This is a genomic window from Pseudomonas sp. SBB6, assembly GCF_024213215.1.
GTDB classification, from domain to species: domain Bacteria; phylum Pseudomonadota; class Gammaproteobacteria; order Pseudomonadales; family Pseudomonadaceae; genus Aquipseudomonas; species Aquipseudomonas donghuensis.
Window position 1 is genome coordinate 43907 of record NZ_JANAVH010000001.1, and the last position, 20050, is coordinate 63956.

Consider the following 20050-nt stretch of genomic DNA (forward strand, 5'->3'; position numbering starts at 1 on the left):
CCGCGATCAGGGCGTCACAACTTCTCCAGACACCCCGCCAGATCATTGCCCAGCGTCTCCAGCAACTGCTCATACCCCCGGGCACTGGCCGGCGCCGTCCCGCCCAACGCATCCAGCTCTGCCAGCGTCACCGGCAGCCCCGCCGTCAGCGTCTCGGCCAAGCGCGGGCGCAGTGGCGGCTCACTGAACACACAGGTCTTGCCCACCTCCTGCAGACGCTTGCGCATCGCCGCCACGTGCTGGGCACCCGGCTGTACTTCCGCTGCCACGCTGAACACCCCGGTGTGCTTCAGGCCATAGGCCGACTCGAAGTAGTCAAACGCTTCATGGAAGACGAAGAACGGCTTGCCGCTGATGCCTGCCATACGCTTTTTCAGACGCGCATCCAACGCATCCATACGCTCGCCAAAGGTCTTGAGGTTGCTCTGGTAACGTACGGCATTGGCCGGGTCGGCAGCGCTCAGGTCAGCCGCCATCTTCGCCGCAATCACCCGGGCGTTGACCGACGACAGCCACAGATGGGCATCGAGGCTGCCCGGGCGGTGATCGTGGTCATGATCGTCGCCATCTTCGTCGTGGGAGTGGCTATCTTCGCCAAAGTGGCGCAGATGCAGACCCGGCAAGTCCTGCACGGCGACGCTTGGCTTGCTGCGGGTCTTGAGCACCCGCGGCAGGAAGCCTTCCATGTCCGGGCCAATCCAGTACAACAGCTCGACGTCGCCCACGCGCCGTACGTCGGAAGGGCGCAGGGCGTAATGGTGCGGCGAAGCGCCTGGCGGCAGCAGCACTCCAGGCGTGCCGACACCGTCCTGGACCGCCGCAGCGATCTGCTGCAGGGGCTTGATACTGGTCAGCACACGCACTTCGGCCTGTGCCTGAGCCATCACCAGGGTGGCGGTAAAAGCGACAAAAAGGGCAAAAATTCGGGACACGATGACCACTCACAGGGGCTGAAACAGGTAACATAATAACGTCTCCAACCAGAACCGTCGCCGCTCATGCCTAAAACCCCGTTGGCCAACCGCCCCCACGACCACTCCCATTGCGTGCACAGCGCCCTGGCCGAGGCCGATGCGCTGTGCGCACGCCAGGGTGTGCGCCTGACCGCCTTGCGCCGGCGGGTGCTGGAACTGGTATGGCAGAGCCACAAGCCACTGGGTGCCTACGACATCCTCGCCGTGCTGAGCGAGCAGGATGGCCGCCGGGCGGCGCCGCCCACCGTCTACCGGGCGCTGGACTTCCTTCTGGAAAACAGCCTGGTACACCGCATTGCCTCACTCAACGCCTTTATCGGCTGCAGCCACCCCGAGCACGCGCATCAGGGCCAGTTCCTGATCTGCCGCGAATGCCACGTGGCCATCGAGCTTGAGCAGAGCAGCATCAGCGACGCCATTGTCGCCAGCGCCAAAGACGTCGGTTTCAGCGTCGAAGCACAGACGGTCGAAGTGGTCGGCCTGTGCAGTAACTGCCGGAGCGCCTGATGAGCAATGCGCTGATTCGCCTCGAACAGGTGGGCGTGAGCTTCGCCGGGCAAGCGGTGCTCGACAGCATCGACCTGGCCGTGGAGCCCGGGCAGATCGTCACCCTGATCGGCCCCAATGGTGCCGGCAAAACCACCCTGGTGCGCGCCGTGCTGGGCCTGCTCAAGCCGCATACCGGCACGGTCTGGCGCAAACCGCGGTTGCGCATCGGCTACATGCCGCAAAAGCTCCAGGTCGATGCCACCTTACCTCTCTCGGTGCTGCGCTTTTTGCGCCTGGTGCCCGGTGTTGATCGCGCGGCGGCCTTGTCGGCACTCAAGGAAGTCGGCGCCGAACACGTCATCGACAGCCCTATCCAGGGTATTTCCGGTGGCGAAATGCAGCGCGTACTGCTGGCCCGTGCATTGTTGCGCGAGCCCGAGCTGCTGGTGCTCGATGAGCCGGTGCAGGGCGTCGACGTTGCGGGCCAGTCCGAGCTGTACAGCCTGATCACCCGCCTGCGCGACCGCCACGGCTGCGGCGTGCTGATGGTTTCCCACGACCTGCACCTGGTCATGAGCACCACCGATCAGGTGGTTTGCCTCAACCGCCACGTCTGCTGTTCCGGCCACCCGGAGCAGGTCAGCGGCGATCCGGCCTTTGTCGAACTGTTCGGCAGCAACGCGCCGAGCCTGGCGATCTATCACCACCATCACGACCACGCCCACGACCTGCACGGTTCGGTGGTCGCCCCGGCCAAAGGCGGCCACGTTCATGGAGATCACTGCAAGCATGGCTGATTTTCTGCTTTACGCCCTGCTCGCAGGTCTGGCGCTGGCATTGGTTGCAGGCCCTCTGGGGTCCTTCGTGGTCTGGCGGCGCATGGCCTATTTCGGCGATACCCTGTCCCATGCCGCGCTGCTCGGTGTTGCTCTGGGTTTCGTGCTGGATGTCAGCCCGGCCTTGGCGGTCACCGTCGGCTGCCTGTTGCTGGCGATCCTGCTGGTGACCCTCCAGCAGCGTCAGCCACTGGCCTCCGACACCCTGCTGGGCATTCTTGCGCCCAGTACGCTTTCACTCGGCCTGGTTGTACTGAGCTTCATGCACGATGTGCGCATCGACCTGATGGCGTATCTGTTCGGCGACCTGCTGGCGATCAGCCCGGGGGATCTGGCCTGGATTCTCGGCGGCAGCGCTGCGGTGCTGCTGTTGCTGGTGGCGCTGTGGCGCCCGCTGCTGGCGGTCACCGTGCATGAAGAGCTGGCCATGGTCGAGGGCCTGCCTGTCGTTGCGCTGCGCCTGGCGCTGATGTTGCTGATTGCCGTGGTGATCGCCGTGGCGATGAAAATCGTCGGCGTGCTGCTGATCACTTCGCTGCTGATCATTCCCGCCGCTGCGGCGCAACGTCACGCCCGCTCGCCGGAACAGATGGCCCTGGGCGCCAGCCTGCTGGGGGTTACCGCAGTATGCGGCGGCCTGGCGCTGTCGTGGTTCAAGGACACCCCGGCCGGGCCGTCCATCGTGGTCTGCGCCGCAGTGCTATTCTTGCTGAGCCTGGCACTGCCCCGGCGCTGAAGGCGTGGGGTGCAGGCTCGGCGGTTGCACCCTGCGACATTTAAAAAGCGCGCAGGGTCCTGAAGAATTATTTTCGAGTCTGCGGACTGGGTGTAGACTTGCTCGCTTTTTGCGCAAATAGAGAGTCGCAGGAATGAAGCCGTTCGCCTCCCGTTATCTGCTCCTTGCCGCGTTTTCGCTGATCCTCGCCGCGTGCTCCAGCACCCCGGCCGACAACGCCGCCGTGCCTGCCCAGCCTGATGCCTGGCAGCAGCTGGAGCACAGCATCGCCAGCAGCGAGCTGGCCACTGCCGAAGATCAGCTCGCCACCCTGCAAAGCCAGGCGCCGAATGACAGCCGGATCGAGCAGTACCAGCGTCAGCTGGCCGAAGCCTACCTGCAACGCAGCCAGATCGTCCTGCAAAAGGGCGATGTGAATGCGGCTGCCACCGCATTGGCCCGCGCCCGCGCGCTGATGCCCAAGGCACCGGCGCTGACCGGTGGCGTCAACGGCGCAATTGCCCAGGCCCGCAAGGCCGAGCTCGATAAAGCCGAGGCAGCCCTGAAAGCCGCCGAAGCGCGCCCGGTCGCCAAGCTTATCGACCCGACGGCGCCCAACACCGTGGTTGCATTGAAAACCACCAATATTCGCGAAATGCGCAAGCAACTGGATGACATCGCCAGCGATGTGGTCAATTACCAGTGCGAGGTGGTGTTTCAGGTTCCGCGCAAGCAGGACGCACCTTGGCTGCAAACCCTGCTGGGCAAACGGGTGAAGAAACTCGACGGTGAATTTGCCCTGCAGCAACGCCACGAGATTCATCGCAATCAGCCTGCCCAGGCAATGTTGATCCCGCGTCGTCCGTAACAAAATGGGGGCCCAGGCGGGCACCCGACTTGTGCATCACGCCGCAATGGCTTTCGCTGCGGCCTCACGCTCCCTGAAAGTAGCCGTTCCTTCGGATTGACCACTGATCGCGTTATTCCAGTAGCATTGATCATTTGCGAAATAAATACTAAGAGCCTCTATACGAACAGGCTAAAATGCGCGCCCGGCTAACCGCTGCCCCATTTCCCATGCGCCCCACAAGGTTCGCTACGTGATCGAGTTTCAAAATGTCCATAAAACCTACCGCGTTGCCGGTAGGGATATCCCCGCACTGCACCCGACCAACCTGAGCGTCGAAGACGGCCAGGTGTTCGGGCTGATCGGCCATTCCGGTGCCGGTAAAAGTACCCTGCTGCGCCTGATCAACCGCCTGGAAGCGCCGAGCGGCGGCAAGATCATTGTCGACGGCGAAGACGTCACCGCGTTCAATGCCAATGATCTTCGGGGTTTCCGCCAGCAAGTCGGGATGATCTTCCAGCACTTCAACCTGCTGGCCTCCAAGACCGTCGCCGACAACGTGGCCCTGCCACTGACCCTCGCGGGCGAGCTGTCGCGCAAGGAAATCGACGCCCGCGTCAACGAACTGCTGGCCCGCGTCGGCCTGTCCGATCACGCGAAAAAATACCCGGCACAGCTCTCCGGCGGCCAAAAGCAGCGCGTCGGCATCGCCCGCGCCCTGGCCACCAAACCGAAGATCCTGCTGTGCGACGAAGCCACCAGCGCCCTCGACCCGCAGACCACCGCCTCGGTGTTGCAGCTACTGGCCGAGATCAACCGCGAGCTGAAGCTGACCATCGTGCTGATCACCCATGAAATGGACGTGATCCGCCGGGTCTGCGACCGCGTGGCCGTAATGGACGCCGGGCAGATCGTCGAGCAGGGCCCGGTGGCCGATGTGTTCCTGCATCCGCAACACCCGACCACCAAGCGCTTCGTCCAGGAAGATGAACAGATCGACGAGAGCGAACAGCGCGACGACTTCGCCCACGTGCCAGGCCGCATCGTGCGCCTGACCTTCCAGGGTGACTCGACCTACGCGCCGCTGCTGGGCACTGTGGCCCGGGAAACCGGTGTGGACTACAGCATCCTGGCTGGCCGCATCGACCGTATCAAGGACTCCCCGTATGGGCAGCTGACCCTGGCCGTCACTGGCGGCGACATGGAAGCGGCGTTCGCCCGCTTCACTGCGGCTGATGTTCATATGGAGGTACTGCGTTGATGGACGCCTTGAGTTTCTTTGCCAACGTCGACTGGGCCGAAATCTGGCTGGCCACTATCGACACCATGATCATGCTGTTCGGCTCGCTGTTCTTCACCGTGCTGCTCGGCCTGCCGCTGGGCGTGCTGCTGTTCCTTTGCGGCCCGCGCCAGCTGTTCGAACAGAAGGGCGTGTACGCGCTGCTGTCGCTGGTGGTGAACATTCTGCGCTCGCTGCCGTTCATCATCCTGCTGATCGTGATGATCCCGTTTACCGTGCTGATCACCGGCACCTCGCTGGGCGTCGCCGGGGCCATCCCGCCACTGGTGGTCGGTGCCACGCCATTCTTCGCTCGCCTGGTGGAAACCGCGCTGCGTGAAGTCGACCGCGGCATCATCGAAGCCACCCAATCGATGGGCGCCACTACCCGCCAGATCATCATCAACGCTTTGCTGCCCGAGGCCCGTCCGGGCATCTTCGCAGCCATTACCGTCACCGCCATTACCCTCGTGTCGTACACCGCGATGGCCGGTGTGGTGGGCGCTGGCGGCCTCGGTGACCTGGCGATCCGCTTCGGTTATCAACGCTTCCAGACCGACGTGATGGTAGTCACCGTGGTCCTGCTGCTGGTACTGGTTCAAGTCCTGCAAAGCGTGGGCGACAAACTGGTTGTGCATTTTTCCCGTAAGTAACCCCATGGGTCGGCGCTGCCGACGCACCGGGGGCCGGATCGGCCCTCACAAGGAGTGATTTGATGAAAAAGCTGCTTGCTGTTGTCGCCGCCGTTGCGGCCTTCTCCGCCCAGGCCGAGACCCTGACCGTCGCCGCCACCCCAGTGCCGCACGCCGAGATCCTCGAGTTCGTCAAACCGGCCCTGGCCAAAGAAGGCGTGGACCTGAAGGTGAAGGTGTTCACCGACTATATCCAGCCGAACGTGCAAGTGGCCGAGAAGCGCCTGGATGCCAACTTCTTCCAGCACCAGCCGTACCTGGATGAGTTCAACAAGGCCAAGGGCACCCAGCTGGTGAGCGTTGCCGGTGTGCACCTGGAGCCGCTGGGCGCCTACTCGAGCAAGTACAAGAAGCTTGACGAGCTGCCGTCGACGGCCACCGTGGTCATCCCCAACGACGCCACCAACGGCGGTCGCGCCTTGCTGCTGCTGGACAAGGCCGGTGTGATCAAGCTCAAGGACAACAAGAACATCCTCTCGACCGTCAAAGACATCGCCGAGAACAGCAAGAACCTGAAATTCCGTGAACTGGAAGCCGCGACCATCCCGCGCGTGCTGACCCAGGTCGACCTGGCGCTGATCAACACCAACTACGCGCTGGAAGCCAAGCTCAACCCCGAGTCAGATGCTCTGGTCATCGAAGGCAGCGATTCGCCTTACGTGAACATCCTGGTGACCCGCGCAGACAACAAGGACGCGGACGCTGTGAAGAAGCTGGTTGCGGCGCTGCACACCCCGCAAGTGAAGAAGTTCATCGAAGAGAAGTACAAGGGCGCGGTCAAGCCGGCGTTCTGATTCAAAGACCTATCGCGGGTCAAGCCCGCTCCCACAGGTTTTGTGGGAGCGGGCTTGACCCGCGATGCTTTTAGTCGCGTTTAACCAAGCCCGGCAACTGCGCAACCAGCTTCTGGTTGTTGAACGGCGCCCGGATAAACCCGCGCTGCTTGCCATCCGGCCCCAGCAGCGCCAGGTTGCCGCTGTGATCGACCGTGTAGTTCGGCTTGCTGGTATCGGCCGGAATAAACGGAATGCTCACTGCATTGGCCAGCTTCTGGATGTTCTCCAGCGAGCCGGTGACCCCGCGAAAATCCTTGTCGAAATAGCCCAGGTACTGCTTCAGCTGTGCCGGGGTATCGCGGTTCGGATCGACACTGACCAACACCACCTGCAACCGCTCAACCGCCTCTTTGGGCAGCTCGCTTTTCACCTGGCGCAGCTGGGCGAGGGTGGTCGGGCAGATGTCCGGACAGAAGGTGTAGCCGAAAAACAGCAGCGACCACTTGCCCTTGAGCTGGTCCATCACCACTGGCTGCCCCTGCTCGTCGGTCATTTCCACGGCAGGCACGGTGCGGCTCTGTGGCAGCAGGATGATGCCGGCATCGATCAGCTCGGTCGGGTTGCCTTCGCTGCGGCCGTTGAGCACCTTGTTGACGGTAAGCCCGAGGATCACGGCGACCAGGGCAACAAGAATAAAGACGGTTTTCTGGGTTCGAGTCATAGGTTCAACAGTAGGTAGTGGTCAACAAGCAGCGCGATGAACAGCAGCAACAGGTACCAGATAGAGTACTTGAAGGTCTTGATCGCCGCGTGCGGCCGACTGCCACGGTACAACACCCAGGCCCACTGCAGGAAGCGCCCGCCCAAGGCCAGGGCGCAGGCCAGGTACAACGGGCCGCTCATGTGGATGGCATAAGGCAGCAGGCTGACCGCCAGCAACACCAGGGTGTACAGCAGGATATGCACCTTGGTGTAGTGCTCGCCGTGGGTCACCGGCAGCATCGGAATGTCAGCCTTGGCGTACTCCTCCTTGCGGTGGATGGCCAGGGCCCAGAAATGCGGCGGCGTCCAGGCGAAGATAATCAGCACCAGCAGCAATGGCTCGGCGCTGATATGCCCGCTGATCGCCACCCAGCCCAGCAGTGGCGGCGCAGCGCCCGCCAAGCCGCCGATAACGATGTTCTGCGGCGTGGCGCGCTTGAGAAAGCCGGTGTAGATCACCGCGTAGCCGAGCAGCGAGGCCAGGGTCAGCCAGGCGGTCAGGGCGTTGGTGAACACCAGCAGCAGGGCCATGCCCAGTGTCGCTAACAGCAGGGCAAAGGTCAGTGCTGCCGCCGGCGTCACCCGGCCTTCGGCAATCGGGCGTTTGTGCGTACGCGCCATCAGCGCGTCGATGCGCCGGTCCACCACATGGTTGACCACCGCAGCGCCACCGGCGCAACACGCGATGCCAAGGTTGCCGAACAACAAGATGGTCCACGGCACTCCGGCGCGGGTGGCGAGAAACATGCCGACCAGCGAAGTGATCAGCATCAGCACCACCACCTTGGGCTTGGTCAGCTCAAGGTAATCGCGCCAGCCTGCTTGCAGCCTGCGCTCACTCAGAAGCGTCGCCATGAATTATCTCCCAGATAATGAACGACTCCGCCGCTAGCCAGCGGGGTCAGGCGCCAGCCCTGGCTGACCCGACGGACTTTGGCCTGGGCAACCAGGCGAATGCGGTAATTGACCAGCACCATGCTCAGCAACAGCAAGGCGCCACCGGCGTTGTGGGCCACGGCCACGGCCAGCGGCAGGTGGAACAGCACGTTGCTGATCCCCAAGCTCACCTGCACGGCCAGCCCCAGCAGCACCAACCCGGCCAGCCTGCTCAAACCATGGCGATGCAGCTTCCAGCTCAGGGTCAGCATGACCGCAGTCACCAGCAAGGCACCCAGGCGGTGGCTCATATGAATCGCCGTGCGTGCATCGCTGTCGAGCTGGCCGCCGAGGTAGTTGGGGCCGATGTGCTGGGTCAGGTGAAAGCCGTTGGCAAAGTCCGCCTGCGGCCACCACTGGCCATGGCAGGTCGGCAGGTCGACACAGGCGACTGCCGCGTAGTTGGCGCTGACCCAGCCACCCAGGGCGATCTGGCCGATCACCACCAGCAACCCCAGCGCCGCCACCCGGCGTACGCTCAACGGCAACTTGGGCAAGGGCGCGAAGACCCGAGACAGACGCAGGCTGAGCAGGAACAACAGGCTCAAGGTGGCAAAGCCGCCCAATAGATGTGCCGTGACCACCTGCGGCCAAAGCTTGAGGGTCACCGTCCACATGCCGAAGGCCGCCTGGGCGAGTACCACGCCGAGCAACAGCAGGGGCAGGCGATAAGGCTGGCCATCGCGGCCATGACGGCGCCAGGCCTGCAAGGCCAGCAGGCTGATCACCAGGGCCAGGGTGCCGGCAAAGTAGCGATGGACCATCTCGTTGCGGCCCTTGTGCACCTCTACCGGAGTGTCGGGAAAGTGCCGCTCGGCATGGGCCAGCTGTGCTTCGGTCTTGGGCACGCTGATGAAGCCATAGCAGCCCGGCCAGTCCGGGCAGCCCAGGCCGGCGTGGGTCAGGCGGGTATAGGCACCGAGCAGGACGACAACCAGTGCCAGCAAGGTGGCGAAGACGGCGAGGCGAAATCCAGGTCTGGCCATGGCGATGTCCTACCCGATGTTGGACAGCTTGAGCAGGTGGCGCAGGTCGTTGAGCAAGTCCTTGCCCTTGACCCTGGCGTCATAGCGCAGCACCAGGTTGCCGTATGGGTCGATGATCCACAGCTGGGCATCCTGTTTGCCCTGGCTGACTGTGCCGTAGCGCGACACGTCCAGGGGGTAGCGTTGTAATTGCGGGTACTCGCGATCCAGCTTGGCCTGGTAGTCACTGGCCAATGGCTGGGCGGCGGCCAGGGCATGACTGGCGCGGCTGGCATCACGGCCCAGGCCGATCTGGATCTGCCGGGCCAGGTACACCAGTTGCTGGCAGTCCAGCCCACAGTCCTTGGGCGTACTCACCAGCAATTGCCAGCGTCCTTCCTCAGCGCTCACCCCAAGGTCAGCGCGGGTCTGGCCGTTGCCGATCATTTCACCGTGGTAACTACGGCTGTCGGGTACCCAGAATTTGAGTTTGTACATGCTGGTGGCAAGGATCATCGGGCCGAGAACCACCAGCAGGATCAGCAGCAGTTGCAGACGCCCGCGCGCACGACTGCGCGGCGCCTTGCCTTCAGACATGTTGAGTGGACTTGTGACGGCTCCCATGCTGTTTCTCCTTGTTGTTATGCCAGCCGAAGTAGAGGTAGAGCAGCACCAGCGCCAACGCCAGGGCAAACCACTGCACGGCGTAACCCAGGTGTTTTTCCGGGCCCAGGGCAACCACCGGCCAATCCCGCCGATAACTGGCCGGGCCCGCTTCCAGGCGCAACTCATGGGCAAAGCCTTCGCGGCCCAGTTGCGGCCACAGCGTGCTGGCGTCGCTGGCGGTGATCAGCCGCGGCCAGTTGCCCCCCTGCGGGTCGGCATGCAATTGAAAGGTGGCGCCCGCGGCAACGTACACCGAAGCGTCCAGGCTCAAGGGCTGCTCAGGCGTGCTGAACTGCACCGCAATGCGCCGGTCCGGCCAGGGCAGCCAGCCACGGTTGATCAACAGCCACAGGCCGCTGGCCTGGTCGAGAAAGGGTTGCAGCAGCTCGACGCCGACCTGACCGTCGCGCATGCGGTTATCCAACAGCAGGCTGTGTTGACTATCGAATTGGCCATATAGATGCACACGGCGAAAGGCCGGATCTGCGATCTGCAGCAACTGCGCACCGCCGACCGCATCGCTGGCACTGCGCTCGGCGTAGACCTGCAGCAGCTGGCGTTTCTGCTCGGCCCGCCCGAGCTGCCAGCAGCCGAGCGCAATCAACCCTGGCAGCAGCAAAAACACCACCAGGGTCGGCACGATGCCGGGGCGAAAGCGCTTCACCGGGCCCTCGAAAGGTCAATCGCTATACTTGTACTCATCACTGCATCCCCCCGGAGTTTCGCCATGCTCAAAGCCGCGATTGTCCTGATGCTGTTGGCGACCATCGCCAGCCTGTTCAGTGGCCTGTTCTTTCTGGTCAAGGACGACGGACAGTCGACTCGCCTGCTTAAGGCCCTCACTGTTCGGGTCACCCTGGCCGCCTTGACCCTGGCCCTGGTGACCTGGGGGTTCTACAGCGGCCAGTTGGTGTCCCACGCGCCGTTCTGAACCCGGCTACAGCACGTAAACGAAGATAAACAGCCCCACCCAGACCACGTCGACGAAGTGCCAGTACCAGCTGGCGGCCTCGAAACCGAAGTGTTTGTCGGCGTTGAAGTGCCCACGCATGATCCGCACCAGCATCACGAACAGAATCAGGGTACCCATGGTCACGTGGGCACCGTGGAACCCCGTGAGCATGAAGAAGGTTGCGCCGTAGATACCCGAACCCAGAGTCAGCCCCAGCTCGGTATAGGCCTCGTGATACTCGTAGGCCTGCAGTGCCAGGAAGCCCAGGCCAAGGAGAATGGTCAATGCCAGCCAGGCCTTTAGCGGCCCGCGGTGGTTCTTGCGCAAGGCATGGTGGGCGATGGTTACCGTGACACTGGAACTGACCAGCAAAATGGTGTTGATCAACGGCAGGTGCCAGGGGTCGATGATCTCCTTGGGCGGCGGAAACAGCTTCGGGTCCGGGGTCTGGAGCAGCGGCCAGGCGAACTCGAAGTTCGGCCAGAGCATGTGCGCCACGCCCTTGGCGCCATCACCACCGAGCCACGGCCCGGCCAGGTTGCGCACATAAAACAGCGCGCCGAAAAAGGCGATGAAGAACATCACCTCGGAGAAAATGAACCACGACATGCCCCAGCGGAACGAACGGTCCAGTTGCGGGCTGTAGAGCCCGGCACGGCTTTCCCTGACCACCGTGCCAAACCAGCCGAACAGCATGTAGGCCAGGCACAGTGTGCCAAAGAAGAAAATCCACGGCCCGTGGGACTCCGGCCGCCCGGCCTTGAGGTCGTTGAACCAGGTGCCCAGGCCGAACACCGTGATGAACATGCCGACCGTGGCAATGATCGGCCACTTGCTTTGCGCCGGAACGTAATAGTGCTCATGGGAAGCCATCGTGGTGTTCTCCTTATCGGGCGCCCTGTGCAACCGGGTCCGCCAGGTGTGCAACCGGCGGGTGGCGAGCGGTGATATCGAACAGCGTGTAAGCCAGCGTCAGGTGTTTCACATCCTTGGGCAGGTCGCGGTCGACGATGAAGCGCACCGGCATTTCAATGCGCTCACCCGGCTGCAGCACCTGCTGGGTAAAGCAGAAGCATTCGGTCTTGTGGAAGTACGCCGCCGCCTCGGCCGGGGTGATGCTGGGAATGGCCTGGGCGCTCATGGGTTTGTCGGTCGGGTTGCGGGCGATGAACACCATCTGGTTGACCGCCCCCGGATTGACGTCGATCTGGTCGGCGGTGGAGTAGAACTCCCAGACCATGTCGCTGGCGTTGGTCGACATGAACTGCACCTTCACCGTGCGGTTCATGTCACTGGCCTGGGTGCCTTGATACTGCCCGCCGGTCTTGCCATTGATGCCGAAGGCCTTGCACATCACATCGTAGATCGGCACCAGGGCAAAACCGAAGGCGAACATCACCACGGTCAGCAGCATCAGCCGCCACACCAGGCGCTTGAGCGAGGTCCCTTCACTCATGGTTGCATCCTCGGGCCTGAGCCGTTCATTTCACTTCCGGTGGGGTCTGGAAGGTGTGATAGGGCGCTGGAGACGGCACCGACCACTCCAGCCCTTCGGCACCCTCCCAGGGTTGGGCCGGCGCCGGTACACCGCCGCGAATGCACTTGATGACGATGAACAGGAAGAAAATCTGCGTGGCGCCGAAGGTAAAGGCACCGATCGACGAGACCATGTTGAAGTCGGCGAACTGCAGGTTGTAGTCCGGAATCCTCCGTGGCATGCCGGCCAGGCCAACGAAATGCATGGGGAAGAAGGCCATGTTCATGCCCACGAACGACAACCAGAAGTGAAGCTTGCCCAGGGTTTCGTCATACATGTGCCCGGTCCATTTCGGCAGCCAGTAATAGGCCGAGGCAAAAATGCCGAAGATTGCCCCGGGCACCAGTACATAGTGGAAATGGGCCACCACGAAGTAGGTGTCGTGGTACTGGAAATCCGCCGGGGCGATGGCCAGCATCAGCCCGGAAAAACCGCCGATGGTAAAGAGGATGACGAAGGCGATGGCGAACAGCATCGGCGTCTCGAAGGTCAACGAGCCTTCCCACATGGTGCTGACCCAGTTGAACACCTTCACCCCGGTGGGCACCGCGATCAGCATGGTGGCGTACATGAAGAACAGTTCGCCAACCACCGGAATGCCGACCACGAACATGTGGTGGGCCCAGACGATAAACGACAGGAAGGCGATCGCCCCGGTTGCGTAGACCATCGAGGTGTAGCCGAACAGCGGCTTGCGCGAGAACGCCGGGATGATCGAACTGACCGCGCCGAAGGCCGGCAGGATCATGATGTACACCTCGGGGTGGCCGAAAAACCAGAACACGTGCTGGAACAACACCGGGTCACCGCCGCCGGCGGCGCTGAAGAAGCTGGTGCCGAAGTGGATGTCCATCAGCATCATGGTCACCACGCCCGCCAGCACCGGCATCACCGCAATCAGCAGGAAGGCGGTGATCAGCCAGGTCCAGACGAACAGCGGCATTTTCATCAGGGTCATGCCCGGGGCACGCAGGTTGAGGATGGTGGCGATGACGTTGATCGCGCCCATGATCGAGCTGATGCCCATCAGGTGGATGGCGAAGATGAAGAAGGTCACGCTTTCCGGCGCGTAGGTAGTCGATAGCGGCGCGTAGAAGGTCCAGCCGAAGTTCGGTCCGCCGCCGGGCATGAACAGGGTCGAGACCAGCAGCAGGAAAGCCGCCGGCAGCAGCCAGAAGCTGAAGTTGTTCATCCGCGGCAGGGCCATGTCCGGCGCGCCGATCATCAGCGGGATCATCCAGTTGGCCAGGCCGACGAAGGCTGGCATCACCGCGCCGAAGACCATCACCAGGCCGTGCATGGTGGTCATCTGGTTGAAGAACTCCGGCTGGACGATCTGCAGCCCGGGCTGGAACAGCTCGGCGCGGATGACCATGGCGAACGAGCCGCCAAGCAGGAACATCGTGAAACTGAACCACAGGTACAGGGTGCCGATGTCTTTGTGGTTGGTGGTCAGCACCCAGCGCATCAGGCCCTTGGCCGGTCCGTGGGCGTGCTCATGACCTTGGCTGTGGTCGTCGATCACTGCGCTCATGTCCTGTCTCCTGCAGTCCGGTGGCTGGGGCGCGGATACGCATCAACCCGGCTCATTTGCTTTCTGCCTGTTTGATCGCCAGCACGTCTTTTGGCGTGACCATGTCGCCCTTGTTGTTGCCCCAGGCGTTGCGTTCGTAGGTCACCACGGCGGCGATATCGACTTCCGAAAGCTGCTTGCCGAAGGCGGCCATGGCGGTGCCCGGCTTGCCGTGGAAGACGATGCTCAGGTGGTCTTCTTTCGGCCCGGTGGCGATCTTCGAGCCCTTGAGCGCCGGGAACATCGGCGGCAGGCCCTGGCCTTCGGCCTGGTGACAGGCCACGCAGGTGGTGTGATAGACCTTGTCGCCGCGCTCGATCAGCTCTTGCAGGGTCCATTCCTTGCTGGTCAGCTCTTTGAGCTTGGCCGCGTCGGCCTTGCGCTCGCCAAGCCAGGTGTCGTAGTCAGCCTTGGACTTGACCTCAACCACCACCGGCATGAACCCATGGTCCTTGCCGCACAGCTCGGTGCATTGGCCGCGGTAGATGCCGGGCTTCTCGACCCGGGTCCAGGCTTCGTTGACGAAGCCGGGGATGGCATCGCGCTTGACCGCAAAGGCCGGCACCCACCAGGAATGGATAACGTCGGCGGCGGTTACCAGAAAGCGCACCTTGGCGCCCACCGGCAGCACCAGTGGCTGGTCGACTTCGAGCAGGTAGTGCTCGTCCTTGGCGGACTTGTTGTGGATCTGATCGGCGGGGGTGGCCAGGTTGCTGAAGAACTCGACGTCCTGCCCCAGGTATTTGTAATGCCACTTCCACTGGTAGCCGGTGACCTGGATGTCGACGTCCGACTCGCTGGCATCGTAGATATCGATCAGGGTCTTGGTCGCCGGAATGGCCATGGCCACCAGGATCAGGAACGGCACCACCGTCCACATGATCTCGACCCAGGTGTGCTCGTGAAAGTGCGCGGGCTGCTGGCCGGTAGAACGACGGTGGATGATCATCGACCAGAACATTGCGCCAAAGACCACCAGGCCGATGATCACGCAGATCCAGAAGATGGTCATGTGCAGGTCGAACACTGCGTTGCTGACTTCAGTCGCCCCTGGCGCCATGTTCACGGTCCAGGCGGCGTGCGCCTGACCGAATACCGACCACAACAGGAGGCCCATCCAGACATGTGGATGTCGCATCATTGCGGGTTCCCCTTATCGTTCTTGTTATCCCGGAGGCGTGGACCTACGGCTAAGGGTACGGCGGCCAAGACTGCGAACTTCGACGACCGAGCCCCTGCGAACTGCAGTCGGGCCTCATCAGCGAATCACTTTCAAACCGGAGTATAGACAGCGACCCCGGCCTGGCAATGCGCGCGGGGAAATCATCAACAGAAGTTGAACGTTTGCGCGCAAAGCCACGGATTACCTGACCTGGAGCACAATGATGGCACTTCGATATAATCGCCGAATATTAATTTATTAATGGTTATGCCAAATGCGTCTTAGCCATTTTCAGAACCGAGCTACCTTATGTCTTCCGTTTGTCACGCCTTTACCCTGGAGTTGTCATGAACATCGCCGCTTTGCGCGAGCAGATCACCCGTGCCCGTCAACATGAGACCGAAACCGGCCAACTGAAACAGCAACTCGAAAAACAGCTACCACACCTGCACCCTTCAATCCATCTGCCAGAGGCCGATGCCCAAGGCGCTCTGGCCCGTTTCGTCGGCGCCTATATCGACCAGGTTCCAGAACTGCTGGAAGCGGCCAATGACGTTGCCCGCGAAGCCGGCATCGAGTCGCAGATCAAACCGGTGCTGAAAATCGCCGAACAGTACTTCCTGCAACCGCCCACCATCACCACTACCCACCTGGGCCTGGGCTGCCTGCTGGATGAGGCCTACCTGGCCCACCGCCTGGTGGAAGAAGTTAACGATTTGTACATCAAGCACTTCAATCAACCGCTGATCCCGCTGGACACTACCGTGGCCAACCTGATCGCCCACCAGTTGATCGGCGAGGCATTCGCCAACCAGTTGGATGAAGTGGTGCACCACTCGGTGGACGAGATGCTCAATGACCAGAGCTTCGCCCTGGAGTCGGTCGAGCAGTATCGCGACAAGCTCAGCAGCCCGGATACCGGTGCCGCCTGGAAGCGCTGGCCATGCCTGTCGCGGCAGTTGGGCGTGGGCCTGGAGCTGGATCAATCCGCTTGAGGCTGATGCGCCAGCGCCAGCGCCAGCATCGCCGGCAAGGCCGGCTCCCACCGGTTCAGTGCAGAACCTGAGCGAGGTGTGGGAGCTGGCATTGCCAGCGATGGCAACACCGCTGAATCCAGATCAGGCCCCCAACCCCGCCGTCGTCCGTACTCGCCCCTCGACCCGGCGCTTGAGCCGCCGCTGTTCGATCAGCAGGCGCGAACCCTTGCCGGCATTGGCACGCCCCCAGTCTTCGAGCAGTTCCAGACAGGAGTGGTCGATGTAACTGAGGTTGGCCAGCGGTACATGCAGGGTGGTCGCGGGTGGAATGCCTTCAAGCACCTGGGCCAGCGCGGGCACCTTGAGGAAGGTCGCCGCGCCGCTCAAACGCAGTTCCAGATGGCCCGGTTGGTCCAGGCTGGCCACGCTGATTTTCAGGCGTGCGGCCTTGAGCGCCAGCTTCAATAGCGTCAGGGCAAAACCGAGCAACACGCCAGTGAGCAGGTCGGTGAAGATGATCGCCAACGCCGTCGCCGCATAAGTGAACATCGGCATGCGCCCATAACGGCCCAGCCCGCGAAAGGCCTTGAAGTCCACCAGCTTGACCCCGGTATACACCAGCACACCTGCCAGGCTCGCTACCGGAATCTGCTGCAGTACGCTACTCAACACCACCACGAAGGCCAGTAACCAGACGCCATGCAGGATTGCCGACAAGCGAGTCTGCGCACCGGCCTGGACGTTGGCCGAGCTACGCACGATCACCCCGGTCATCGGTAACGCACCGAGCACACCACAAAGCATGTTGCCCAACCCCTGAGCCGACAGTTCACGGTCAAAATCCGAACGCTGGCCGTTATGCATGCGATCGACCGCAGCGGCAGAGAGCAGGGTTTCGGCGCTGGCGATAAAGGCCAGGGCGAAGGCGGCGACCAACAGGTTCGGGTCGGCGAGGTTAAGCAGGTCAGCCGGGCGCAGCCAGTCGATGGCTTCGCTGAGGTCCGCCGGCACTTCGACCCGGTTCACCGGCAGTGCCAGCCAGATGCTGATCGCGGTCATCAAGGCCACACCAAGCAAGGCACCCGGCACGAAACGCAGCGACTGCGGGCGCAAGCGCTCCCAACCCCACATGATGGCGATGGTGCCCAGCCCAAGCGCACCGGCCTGCCAGCCATTGCCTGGGCGTTCCAGTGGCAGCGCCTGGCTCAGGGTTGCCGGAAAGCCCAACAGGTTGGCCAGGCCCGAGGGCTGCGGGGCGCTGTCGAACATCACATGCACCTGGGACAAAACAATCAGCACACCGATACCCGCGAGCATGCCGTACACCACCGCTGGCGCCGTTACCCGGAACCAGCAGCCCAGGCGCAAACGCCCGGCGAGCAGTTGCAACAGGCCGGCCAACAGCAGGATCGGGCCAAGCATCGCCACACCATGCTGGCGCACCAACTCGAACACCAGCACCGCCAGGCCGGCCGCCGGGCCGCTGACCTGCAACGGTGAGCCGGCCAGCCAGCCAACCACGATACCGCCGACAATCCCAGTGATCAGGCCTTTGGCCGGCGGCATGCCCGAGGCAATGGCGATACCCATGCACAACGGCAAGGCAACCAGAAACACCACCACCGAGGCCAGCAATTCACGCGGCAATGCCGCTTTTACTTGTGTCGTGTTCACCGTGTCACTCCTTCTCTCACGTTTGATGGCCATTCCAATGGCCGCTGGTGCACCCCCTGACACGCGCGCAGGCGCACACCGCCAGCACAGTGCCGGCAAGGCCGTCAGGGAAATTCAAGGCAGCCGATGACCAAGGCCGCACCCGTCAGGTGCAGCCGTCAATCAGCGTTTTGGGGTGTCAGGGACGCTTAATAGCGTCCTCTTGGGGTTGCGCAGGGGATCGGCTGGCCTTCGGCAAGCGGCAGGAAGCTGTCGCTTGCCGCGTCGTAGGCTTCGACCTGGCTGGTTTCGATGTCGTAGATCCAGCCGTGGATAAACAACTGGCCAGCCGCCAGGCGCGAGGCCACCGACGGATGGGTGCGCAAGTGGTACAGCTGGGCGATGACGTTTTCCTTGGTCAGCACCTGCATGGTTTCATGCTCGCTGCCACAGGAGCAGTTGTCTTCGACCACCGTGCGGGCAACTTCGGCATGGCGCAGCCAGGCCTTGACCGTCGGCATCTTCTCCAGGCTCTGCGGGTTGAGCACCGCGCGCATGGCACCGCAATCGGAGTGTCCGCAGACAATGATGTGGTGCACGCCCAGGGCCAGCACGGCGTATTCGATGGCGGTGGATACACCGCCGTTCATCTGCCCGTAAGGTGGCACGACGTTACCGACGTTGCGGGTGACGAACAGGTCGCCTGGGGAGCTCTGGGTGATCAGCTCGGGCACGATGCGCGAGTCGGCGCAGGTGATGAACATCGCACGGGGCGTTTGCGCGGTGGCGAGTTTCTTGAACAGCTCCTGCTGCTCGGGAAAAACGTCATGATGGAACCGCAGAAAGCCGTCGACGATATGCTTCAGGGCTGCATCGGCGCTCTCGGCGGGGGTTTCCGGGACGGCCTTGGATGGGTCCTTGACGGGCATGATTCATCCTCTTTGACGGTTTTAGGTTAAGTCCATTTTACCGGGTTGATGATTCAAACGGCGTATGACAGTTGGATGAAATACGCGCACCAACAATCACATCAGTTGTTGGCTGAATTCCTACGCTACTCGGCGAAACTTAACTCAAACTGAATTGCGAGGCTCTAGTACGGGCGTTCCAGAGATTCAAAGAGTTGCCCGAATAATATCAAAAAAACATTAATGGCCAATACCCATTATTGAAAATCAAAGCAGTGACATCTGCCCGCCAGGAGGGCAAAACGCACTGCAATCAAGCGCGTAGCCTTCGCGCCGATTCAGCCCCAGGCGGCGGATCGCCTTGCTGAAGCGTTGCGCCAGCAACTCGGCAAATACCCCTTCACCGCGCATGCGCGCACCAAAGCGGCTGTCGTACAACTCACCGCCGCGGCTCTGACGGATCAGGCTGAGTACATGATTGGCCCGTTGCGGATAATGGTCCTGCAGCCACTGCTCGAACAGCGGCGCCACCTCCAGCGGCAGACGCAGCATCATGTAGGCAGCGCTCAGTGCACCATTGGCTTTGGCGGCCTCGAGCAGGTGCTCCAGTTCGCTGTCATTGATCATCGGGATCATTGGCGAGCACAACACACCCACCGGAACACCGGCCTCAGTCAGCACCCGGATCGCCCGCAGCCGTGCCTTGGGCGCTGCCGCCCGTGGCTCGAGGGTGCGCTTGAGTTCGTCGTCCAGGGTGGTCAGGCTGATCATCACCTGCACCAGACGCTGCCGGGCCAGTTCGGCGAGCAGGTCCAGGTCACGCAAAATCAGAGAACCCTTGGTGACGATGGTGACCGGGTGGCGATAACGCAGCAGCACCTCCAGCAGGCGCCGGGTCAGCTGTTGCTCGCGTTCGATGGGTTGGTAGGGGTCAGTGTTGGACCCCAGGTTGATCGGCGCGCAGACATAGCCGGGCTTGCTCAATTGCTGTTCGAGCACGGCGGCGGCGTTGGTCTTGGCGATCAGCTTGGTTTCGAAGTCCAGCCCGGGCGACAGGTCCCAATAGGCGTGACTGGGCCGGGCATAGCAGTAGATGCAACCATGCTCGCAGCCGCGATAGGGATTGATCGAACGGTCGAAGGGCAGGTCGGGCGAGTTGTTGCGGGTGATGATGCTCTTGGCGGTTTCGCTGCGCACTTCGGTGCCCTGGGTCAGGGGCACTTCCTGGTACCAGCCGTCGTCCTCGGCCACCGAACGACTGGGGGCGAAGCGGTTGTGGGGGTTGCTGGTCGTGCCGCGACCGCGCAGGGGAGCTGGAGCAACCATGGCGCACCTATACTGTTTTTTTATA

General features: G+C 62.4%; 22 protein-coding genes. 9 read left to right on the top strand and 13 right to left on the bottom strand.

The genetic code is table 11. From position 1 onward, the window contains the following. Positions 1-14: 14 nt before the first annotated feature. A complete protein-coding gene (locus tag NLX68_RS00210; protein ID WP_254282021.1) occupies positions 15-932 on the bottom strand; it encodes a metal ABC transporter solute-binding protein, Zn/Mn family in 918 nt (305 codons plus the stop codon). Between the two features lie 66 nt (positions 933-998). Here NLX68_RS00210 and zur point away from each other — a divergent pair, with 66 nt between their 5' ends. From zur to NLX68_RS00245, 7 genes are all read left to right on the top strand, one after another. Beyond that, a complete protein-coding gene (gene zur / locus NLX68_RS00215; RefSeq protein ID WP_010222627.1) occupies positions 999-1481 on the top strand; it encodes a zinc uptake transcriptional repressor Zur in 483 nt (160 codons plus the stop codon). Then, the gene (gene znuC / locus NLX68_RS00220) at positions 1481-2260 is read left to right on the top strand and encodes a zinc ABC transporter ATP-binding protein ZnuC (RefSeq protein WP_254282023.1); all 780 of its coding nucleotides are present in this window, start codon (positions 1481-1483) and stop codon (positions 2258-2260) included. The genes zur and znuC overlap by 1 nt, the downstream gene beginning before the upstream one ends. Further along, the gene (gene znuB, locus NLX68_RS00225; RefSeq protein ID WP_254282025.1) at positions 2253-3035 is read left to right on the top strand and encodes a zinc ABC transporter permease subunit ZnuB; all 783 of its coding nucleotides are present in this window, start codon (positions 2253-2255) and stop codon (positions 3033-3035) included. Before znuC ends, znuB begins: the two co-directional genes overlap by 8 nt. A gap of 133 nt (positions 3036-3168) precedes the next feature. Next, positions 3169-3882 carry a PA5502 family lipoprotein gene (locus NLX68_RS00230; RefSeq protein WP_254282027.1) on the top strand — a complete coding sequence of 238 codons (714 nt, stop codon included), beginning with the start codon at positions 3169-3171 and terminating at the stop codon, positions 3880-3882. A gap of 232 nt (positions 3883-4114) precedes the next feature. Then, entirely contained in the window at positions 4115-5122 is a 1008-nt protein-coding gene (locus NLX68_RS00235) for a methionine ABC transporter ATP-binding protein (protein ID WP_254282029.1), read from the top strand. After that, positions 5122-5793, top strand: coding sequence for a methionine ABC transporter permease (locus NLX68_RS00240; RefSeq protein WP_010222633.1), 672 nt, complete (start codon positions 5122-5124; stop codon positions 5791-5793). The genes NLX68_RS00235 and NLX68_RS00240 overlap by 1 nt, the downstream gene beginning before the upstream one ends. 62 nt (positions 5794-5855) lie before the next feature. Then, the gene (locus NLX68_RS00245; RefSeq protein ID WP_010222634.1) at positions 5856-6626 is read left to right on the top strand and encodes a MetQ/NlpA family ABC transporter substrate-binding protein; all 771 of its coding nucleotides are present in this window, start codon (positions 5856-5858) and stop codon (positions 6624-6626) included. A gap of 70 nt (positions 6627-6696) precedes the next feature. Here the strand turns inward: NLX68_RS00245 and NLX68_RS00250 are convergent, their stop codons facing one another. Genes NLX68_RS00250 through NLX68_RS00270 form a run of 5 tightly spaced genes read right to left on the bottom strand, consistent with a single transcriptional unit; the run spans position 6697 to position 10601 of the window. Continuing rightward, on the bottom strand, positions 6697-7329 hold the full coding sequence (locus NLX68_RS00250) for an SCO family protein (RefSeq protein WP_010222636.1): 633 nt from the start codon (positions 7327-7329) through the stop codon (positions 6697-6699). Continuing rightward, entirely contained in the window at positions 7326-8225 is a 900-nt protein-coding gene (gene cyoE, locus NLX68_RS00255; RefSeq protein WP_010222637.1) for a heme o synthase, read from the bottom strand. The genes NLX68_RS00250 and cyoE overlap by 4 nt, the downstream gene beginning before the upstream one ends. Further along, entirely contained in the window at positions 8210-9292 is a 1083-nt protein-coding gene (locus NLX68_RS00260; protein WP_254282031.1) for a heme A synthase, read from the bottom strand. The genes cyoE and NLX68_RS00260 overlap by 16 nt, the downstream gene beginning before the upstream one ends. Before the next feature lie 9 nt (positions 9293-9301). Further along, positions 9302-9895, bottom strand: a complete 594-nt coding sequence (locus NLX68_RS00265) for a hypothetical protein (protein ID WP_254282033.1) — start codon at positions 9893-9895, stop codon at positions 9302-9304. Further along, the gene (locus NLX68_RS00270; protein ID WP_254282035.1) at positions 9861-10601 is read right to left on the bottom strand and encodes an SURF1 family protein; all 741 of its coding nucleotides are present in this window, start codon (positions 10599-10601) and stop codon (positions 9861-9863) included. The genes NLX68_RS00265 and NLX68_RS00270 overlap by 35 nt, the downstream gene beginning before the upstream one ends. Before the next feature lie 63 nt (positions 10602-10664). Between NLX68_RS00270 and NLX68_RS00275 the strand changes: the two genes are divergently transcribed. After that, entirely contained in the window at positions 10665-10868 is a 204-nt protein-coding gene (locus tag NLX68_RS00275) for a twin transmembrane helix small protein (protein WP_010222642.1), read from the top strand. Positions 10869-10874: 6 nt separating this feature from the next. Here NLX68_RS00275 and NLX68_RS00280 read toward each other — a convergent pair whose 3' ends face one another. The 4 genes from NLX68_RS00280 to coxB are packed head-to-tail and all read right to left on the bottom strand — an operon-like array spanning position 10875 to position 15140. Beyond that, positions 10875-11762 carry a cytochrome c oxidase subunit 3 gene (locus NLX68_RS00280; RefSeq protein WP_254282037.1) on the bottom strand — a complete coding sequence of 296 codons (888 nt, stop codon included), beginning with the start codon at positions 11760-11762 and terminating at the stop codon, positions 10875-10877. Between the two features lie 13 nt (positions 11763-11775). Then, a complete protein-coding gene (locus NLX68_RS00285; RefSeq protein WP_254282040.1) occupies positions 11776-12345 on the bottom strand; it encodes a cytochrome c oxidase assembly protein in 570 nt (189 codons plus the stop codon). 25 nt (positions 12346-12370) lie between these two features. Next, positions 12371-13960 carry a cytochrome c oxidase subunit I gene (gene ctaD, locus NLX68_RS00290; protein ID WP_254282042.1) on the bottom strand — a complete coding sequence of 530 codons (1590 nt, stop codon included), beginning with the start codon at positions 13958-13960 and terminating at the stop codon, positions 12371-12373. 52 nt (positions 13961-14012) lie between these two features. Beyond that, complete coding sequence (gene coxB / locus NLX68_RS00295) at positions 14013-15140, bottom strand: cytochrome c oxidase subunit II (RefSeq protein ID WP_254282044.1); 1128 nt, start codon at positions 15138-15140, stop codon at positions 14013-14015. A 368-nt stretch (positions 15141-15508) separates the two neighbouring features. Here coxB and NLX68_RS00300 point away from each other — a divergent pair, with 368 nt between their 5' ends. Next, the gene (locus NLX68_RS00300) at positions 15509-16156 is read left to right on the top strand and encodes a hypothetical protein (RefSeq protein ID WP_254282046.1); all 648 of its coding nucleotides are present in this window, start codon (positions 15509-15511) and stop codon (positions 16154-16156) included. 123 nt (positions 16157-16279) lie between these two features. On the opposite strand, the gene NLX68_RS00305 is transcribed toward NLX68_RS00300, so the two are convergent. The 3 genes from NLX68_RS00305 to NLX68_RS00315 form a co-directional block, all read right to left on the bottom strand. Beyond that, positions 16280-17812, bottom strand: a complete 1533-nt coding sequence (locus tag NLX68_RS00305) for a SulP family inorganic anion transporter (protein WP_254282048.1) — start codon at positions 17810-17812, stop codon at positions 16280-16282. Positions 17813-18000: 188 nt separating this feature from the next. Beyond that, positions 18001-18720, bottom strand: coding sequence for a carbonic anhydrase (locus NLX68_RS00310; RefSeq protein WP_254282050.1), 720 nt, complete (start codon positions 18718-18720; stop codon positions 18001-18003). Between the two features lie 246 nt (positions 18721-18966). Then, the gene (locus tag NLX68_RS00315; protein ID WP_254282058.1) at positions 18967-20025 is read right to left on the bottom strand and encodes a PA0069 family radical SAM protein; all 1059 of its coding nucleotides are present in this window, start codon (positions 20023-20025) and stop codon (positions 18967-18969) included. Positions 20026-20050 lie beyond the last annotated feature (25 nt).

Bases quoted from the DNA above. Each gene is read 5' to 3' on its own strand.
- zur (WP_010222627.1), top strand. From the start codon at position 999: ATGCCTAAAACCCCGTTGGCCAACCGCCCCCACGACCACTCCCATTGC.
- znuC (WP_254282023.1), top strand. From the start codon at position 1,481: ATGAGCAATGCGCTGATTCGCCTCGAACAGGTGGGCGTGAGCTTCGCC.
- znuB (WP_254282025.1), top strand. From the start codon at position 2,253: ATGGCTGATTTTCTGCTTTACGCCCTGCTCGCAGGTCTGGCGCTGGCA.
- NLX68_RS00230 (WP_254282027.1), top strand. From the start codon at position 3,169: ATGAAGCCGTTCGCCTCCCGTTATCTGCTCCTTGCCGCGTTTTCGCTG.
- NLX68_RS00240 (WP_010222633.1), top strand. From the start codon at position 5,122: ATGGACGCCTTGAGTTTCTTTGCCAACGTCGACTGGGCCGAAATCTGG.
- NLX68_RS00245 (WP_010222634.1), top strand. From the start codon at position 5,856: ATGAAAAAGCTGCTTGCTGTTGTCGCCGCCGTTGCGGCCTTCTCCGCC.
- NLX68_RS00250 (WP_010222636.1), bottom strand. From the start codon at position 7,329: ATGACTCGAACCCAGAAAACCGTCTTTATTCTTGTTGCCCTGGTCGCC.
- cyoE (WP_010222637.1), bottom strand. From the start codon at position 8,225: ATGGCGACGCTTCTGAGTGAGCGCAGGCTGCAAGCAGGCTGGCGCGAT.
- NLX68_RS00260 (WP_254282031.1), bottom strand. From the start codon at position 9,292: ATGGCCAGACCTGGATTTCGCCTCGCCGTCTTCGCCACCTTGCTGGCA.
- NLX68_RS00265 (WP_254282033.1), bottom strand. From the start codon at position 9,895: ATGGGAGCCGTCACAAGTCCACTCAACATGTCTGAAGGCAAGGCGCCG.
- NLX68_RS00275 (WP_010222642.1), top strand. From the start codon at position 10,665: ATGCTCAAAGCCGCGATTGTCCTGATGCTGTTGGCGACCATCGCCAGC.
- NLX68_RS00280 (WP_254282037.1), bottom strand. From the start codon at position 11,762: ATGGCTTCCCATGAGCACTATTACGTTCCGGCGCAAAGCAAGTGGCCG.
- NLX68_RS00285 (WP_254282040.1), bottom strand. From the start codon at position 12,345: ATGAGTGAAGGGACCTCGCTCAAGCGCCTGGTGTGGCGGCTGATGCTG.
- ctaD (WP_254282042.1), bottom strand. From the start codon at position 13,960: ATGAGCGCAGTGATCGACGACCACAGCCAAGGTCATGAGCACGCCCAC.
- coxB (WP_254282044.1), bottom strand. From the start codon at position 15,140: ATGATGCGACATCCACATGTCTGGATGGGCCTCCTGTTGTGGTCGGTA.
- NLX68_RS00300 (WP_254282046.1), top strand. From the start codon at position 15,509: ATGAACATCGCCGCTTTGCGCGAGCAGATCACCCGTGCCCGTCAACAT.
- NLX68_RS00310 (WP_254282050.1), bottom strand. From the start codon at position 18,720: ATGCCCGTCAAGGACCCATCCAAGGCCGTCCCGGAAACCCCCGCCGAG.
- NLX68_RS00315 (WP_254282058.1), bottom strand. From the start codon at position 20,025: ATGGTTGCTCCAGCTCCCCTGCGCGGTCGCGGCACGACCAGCAACCCC.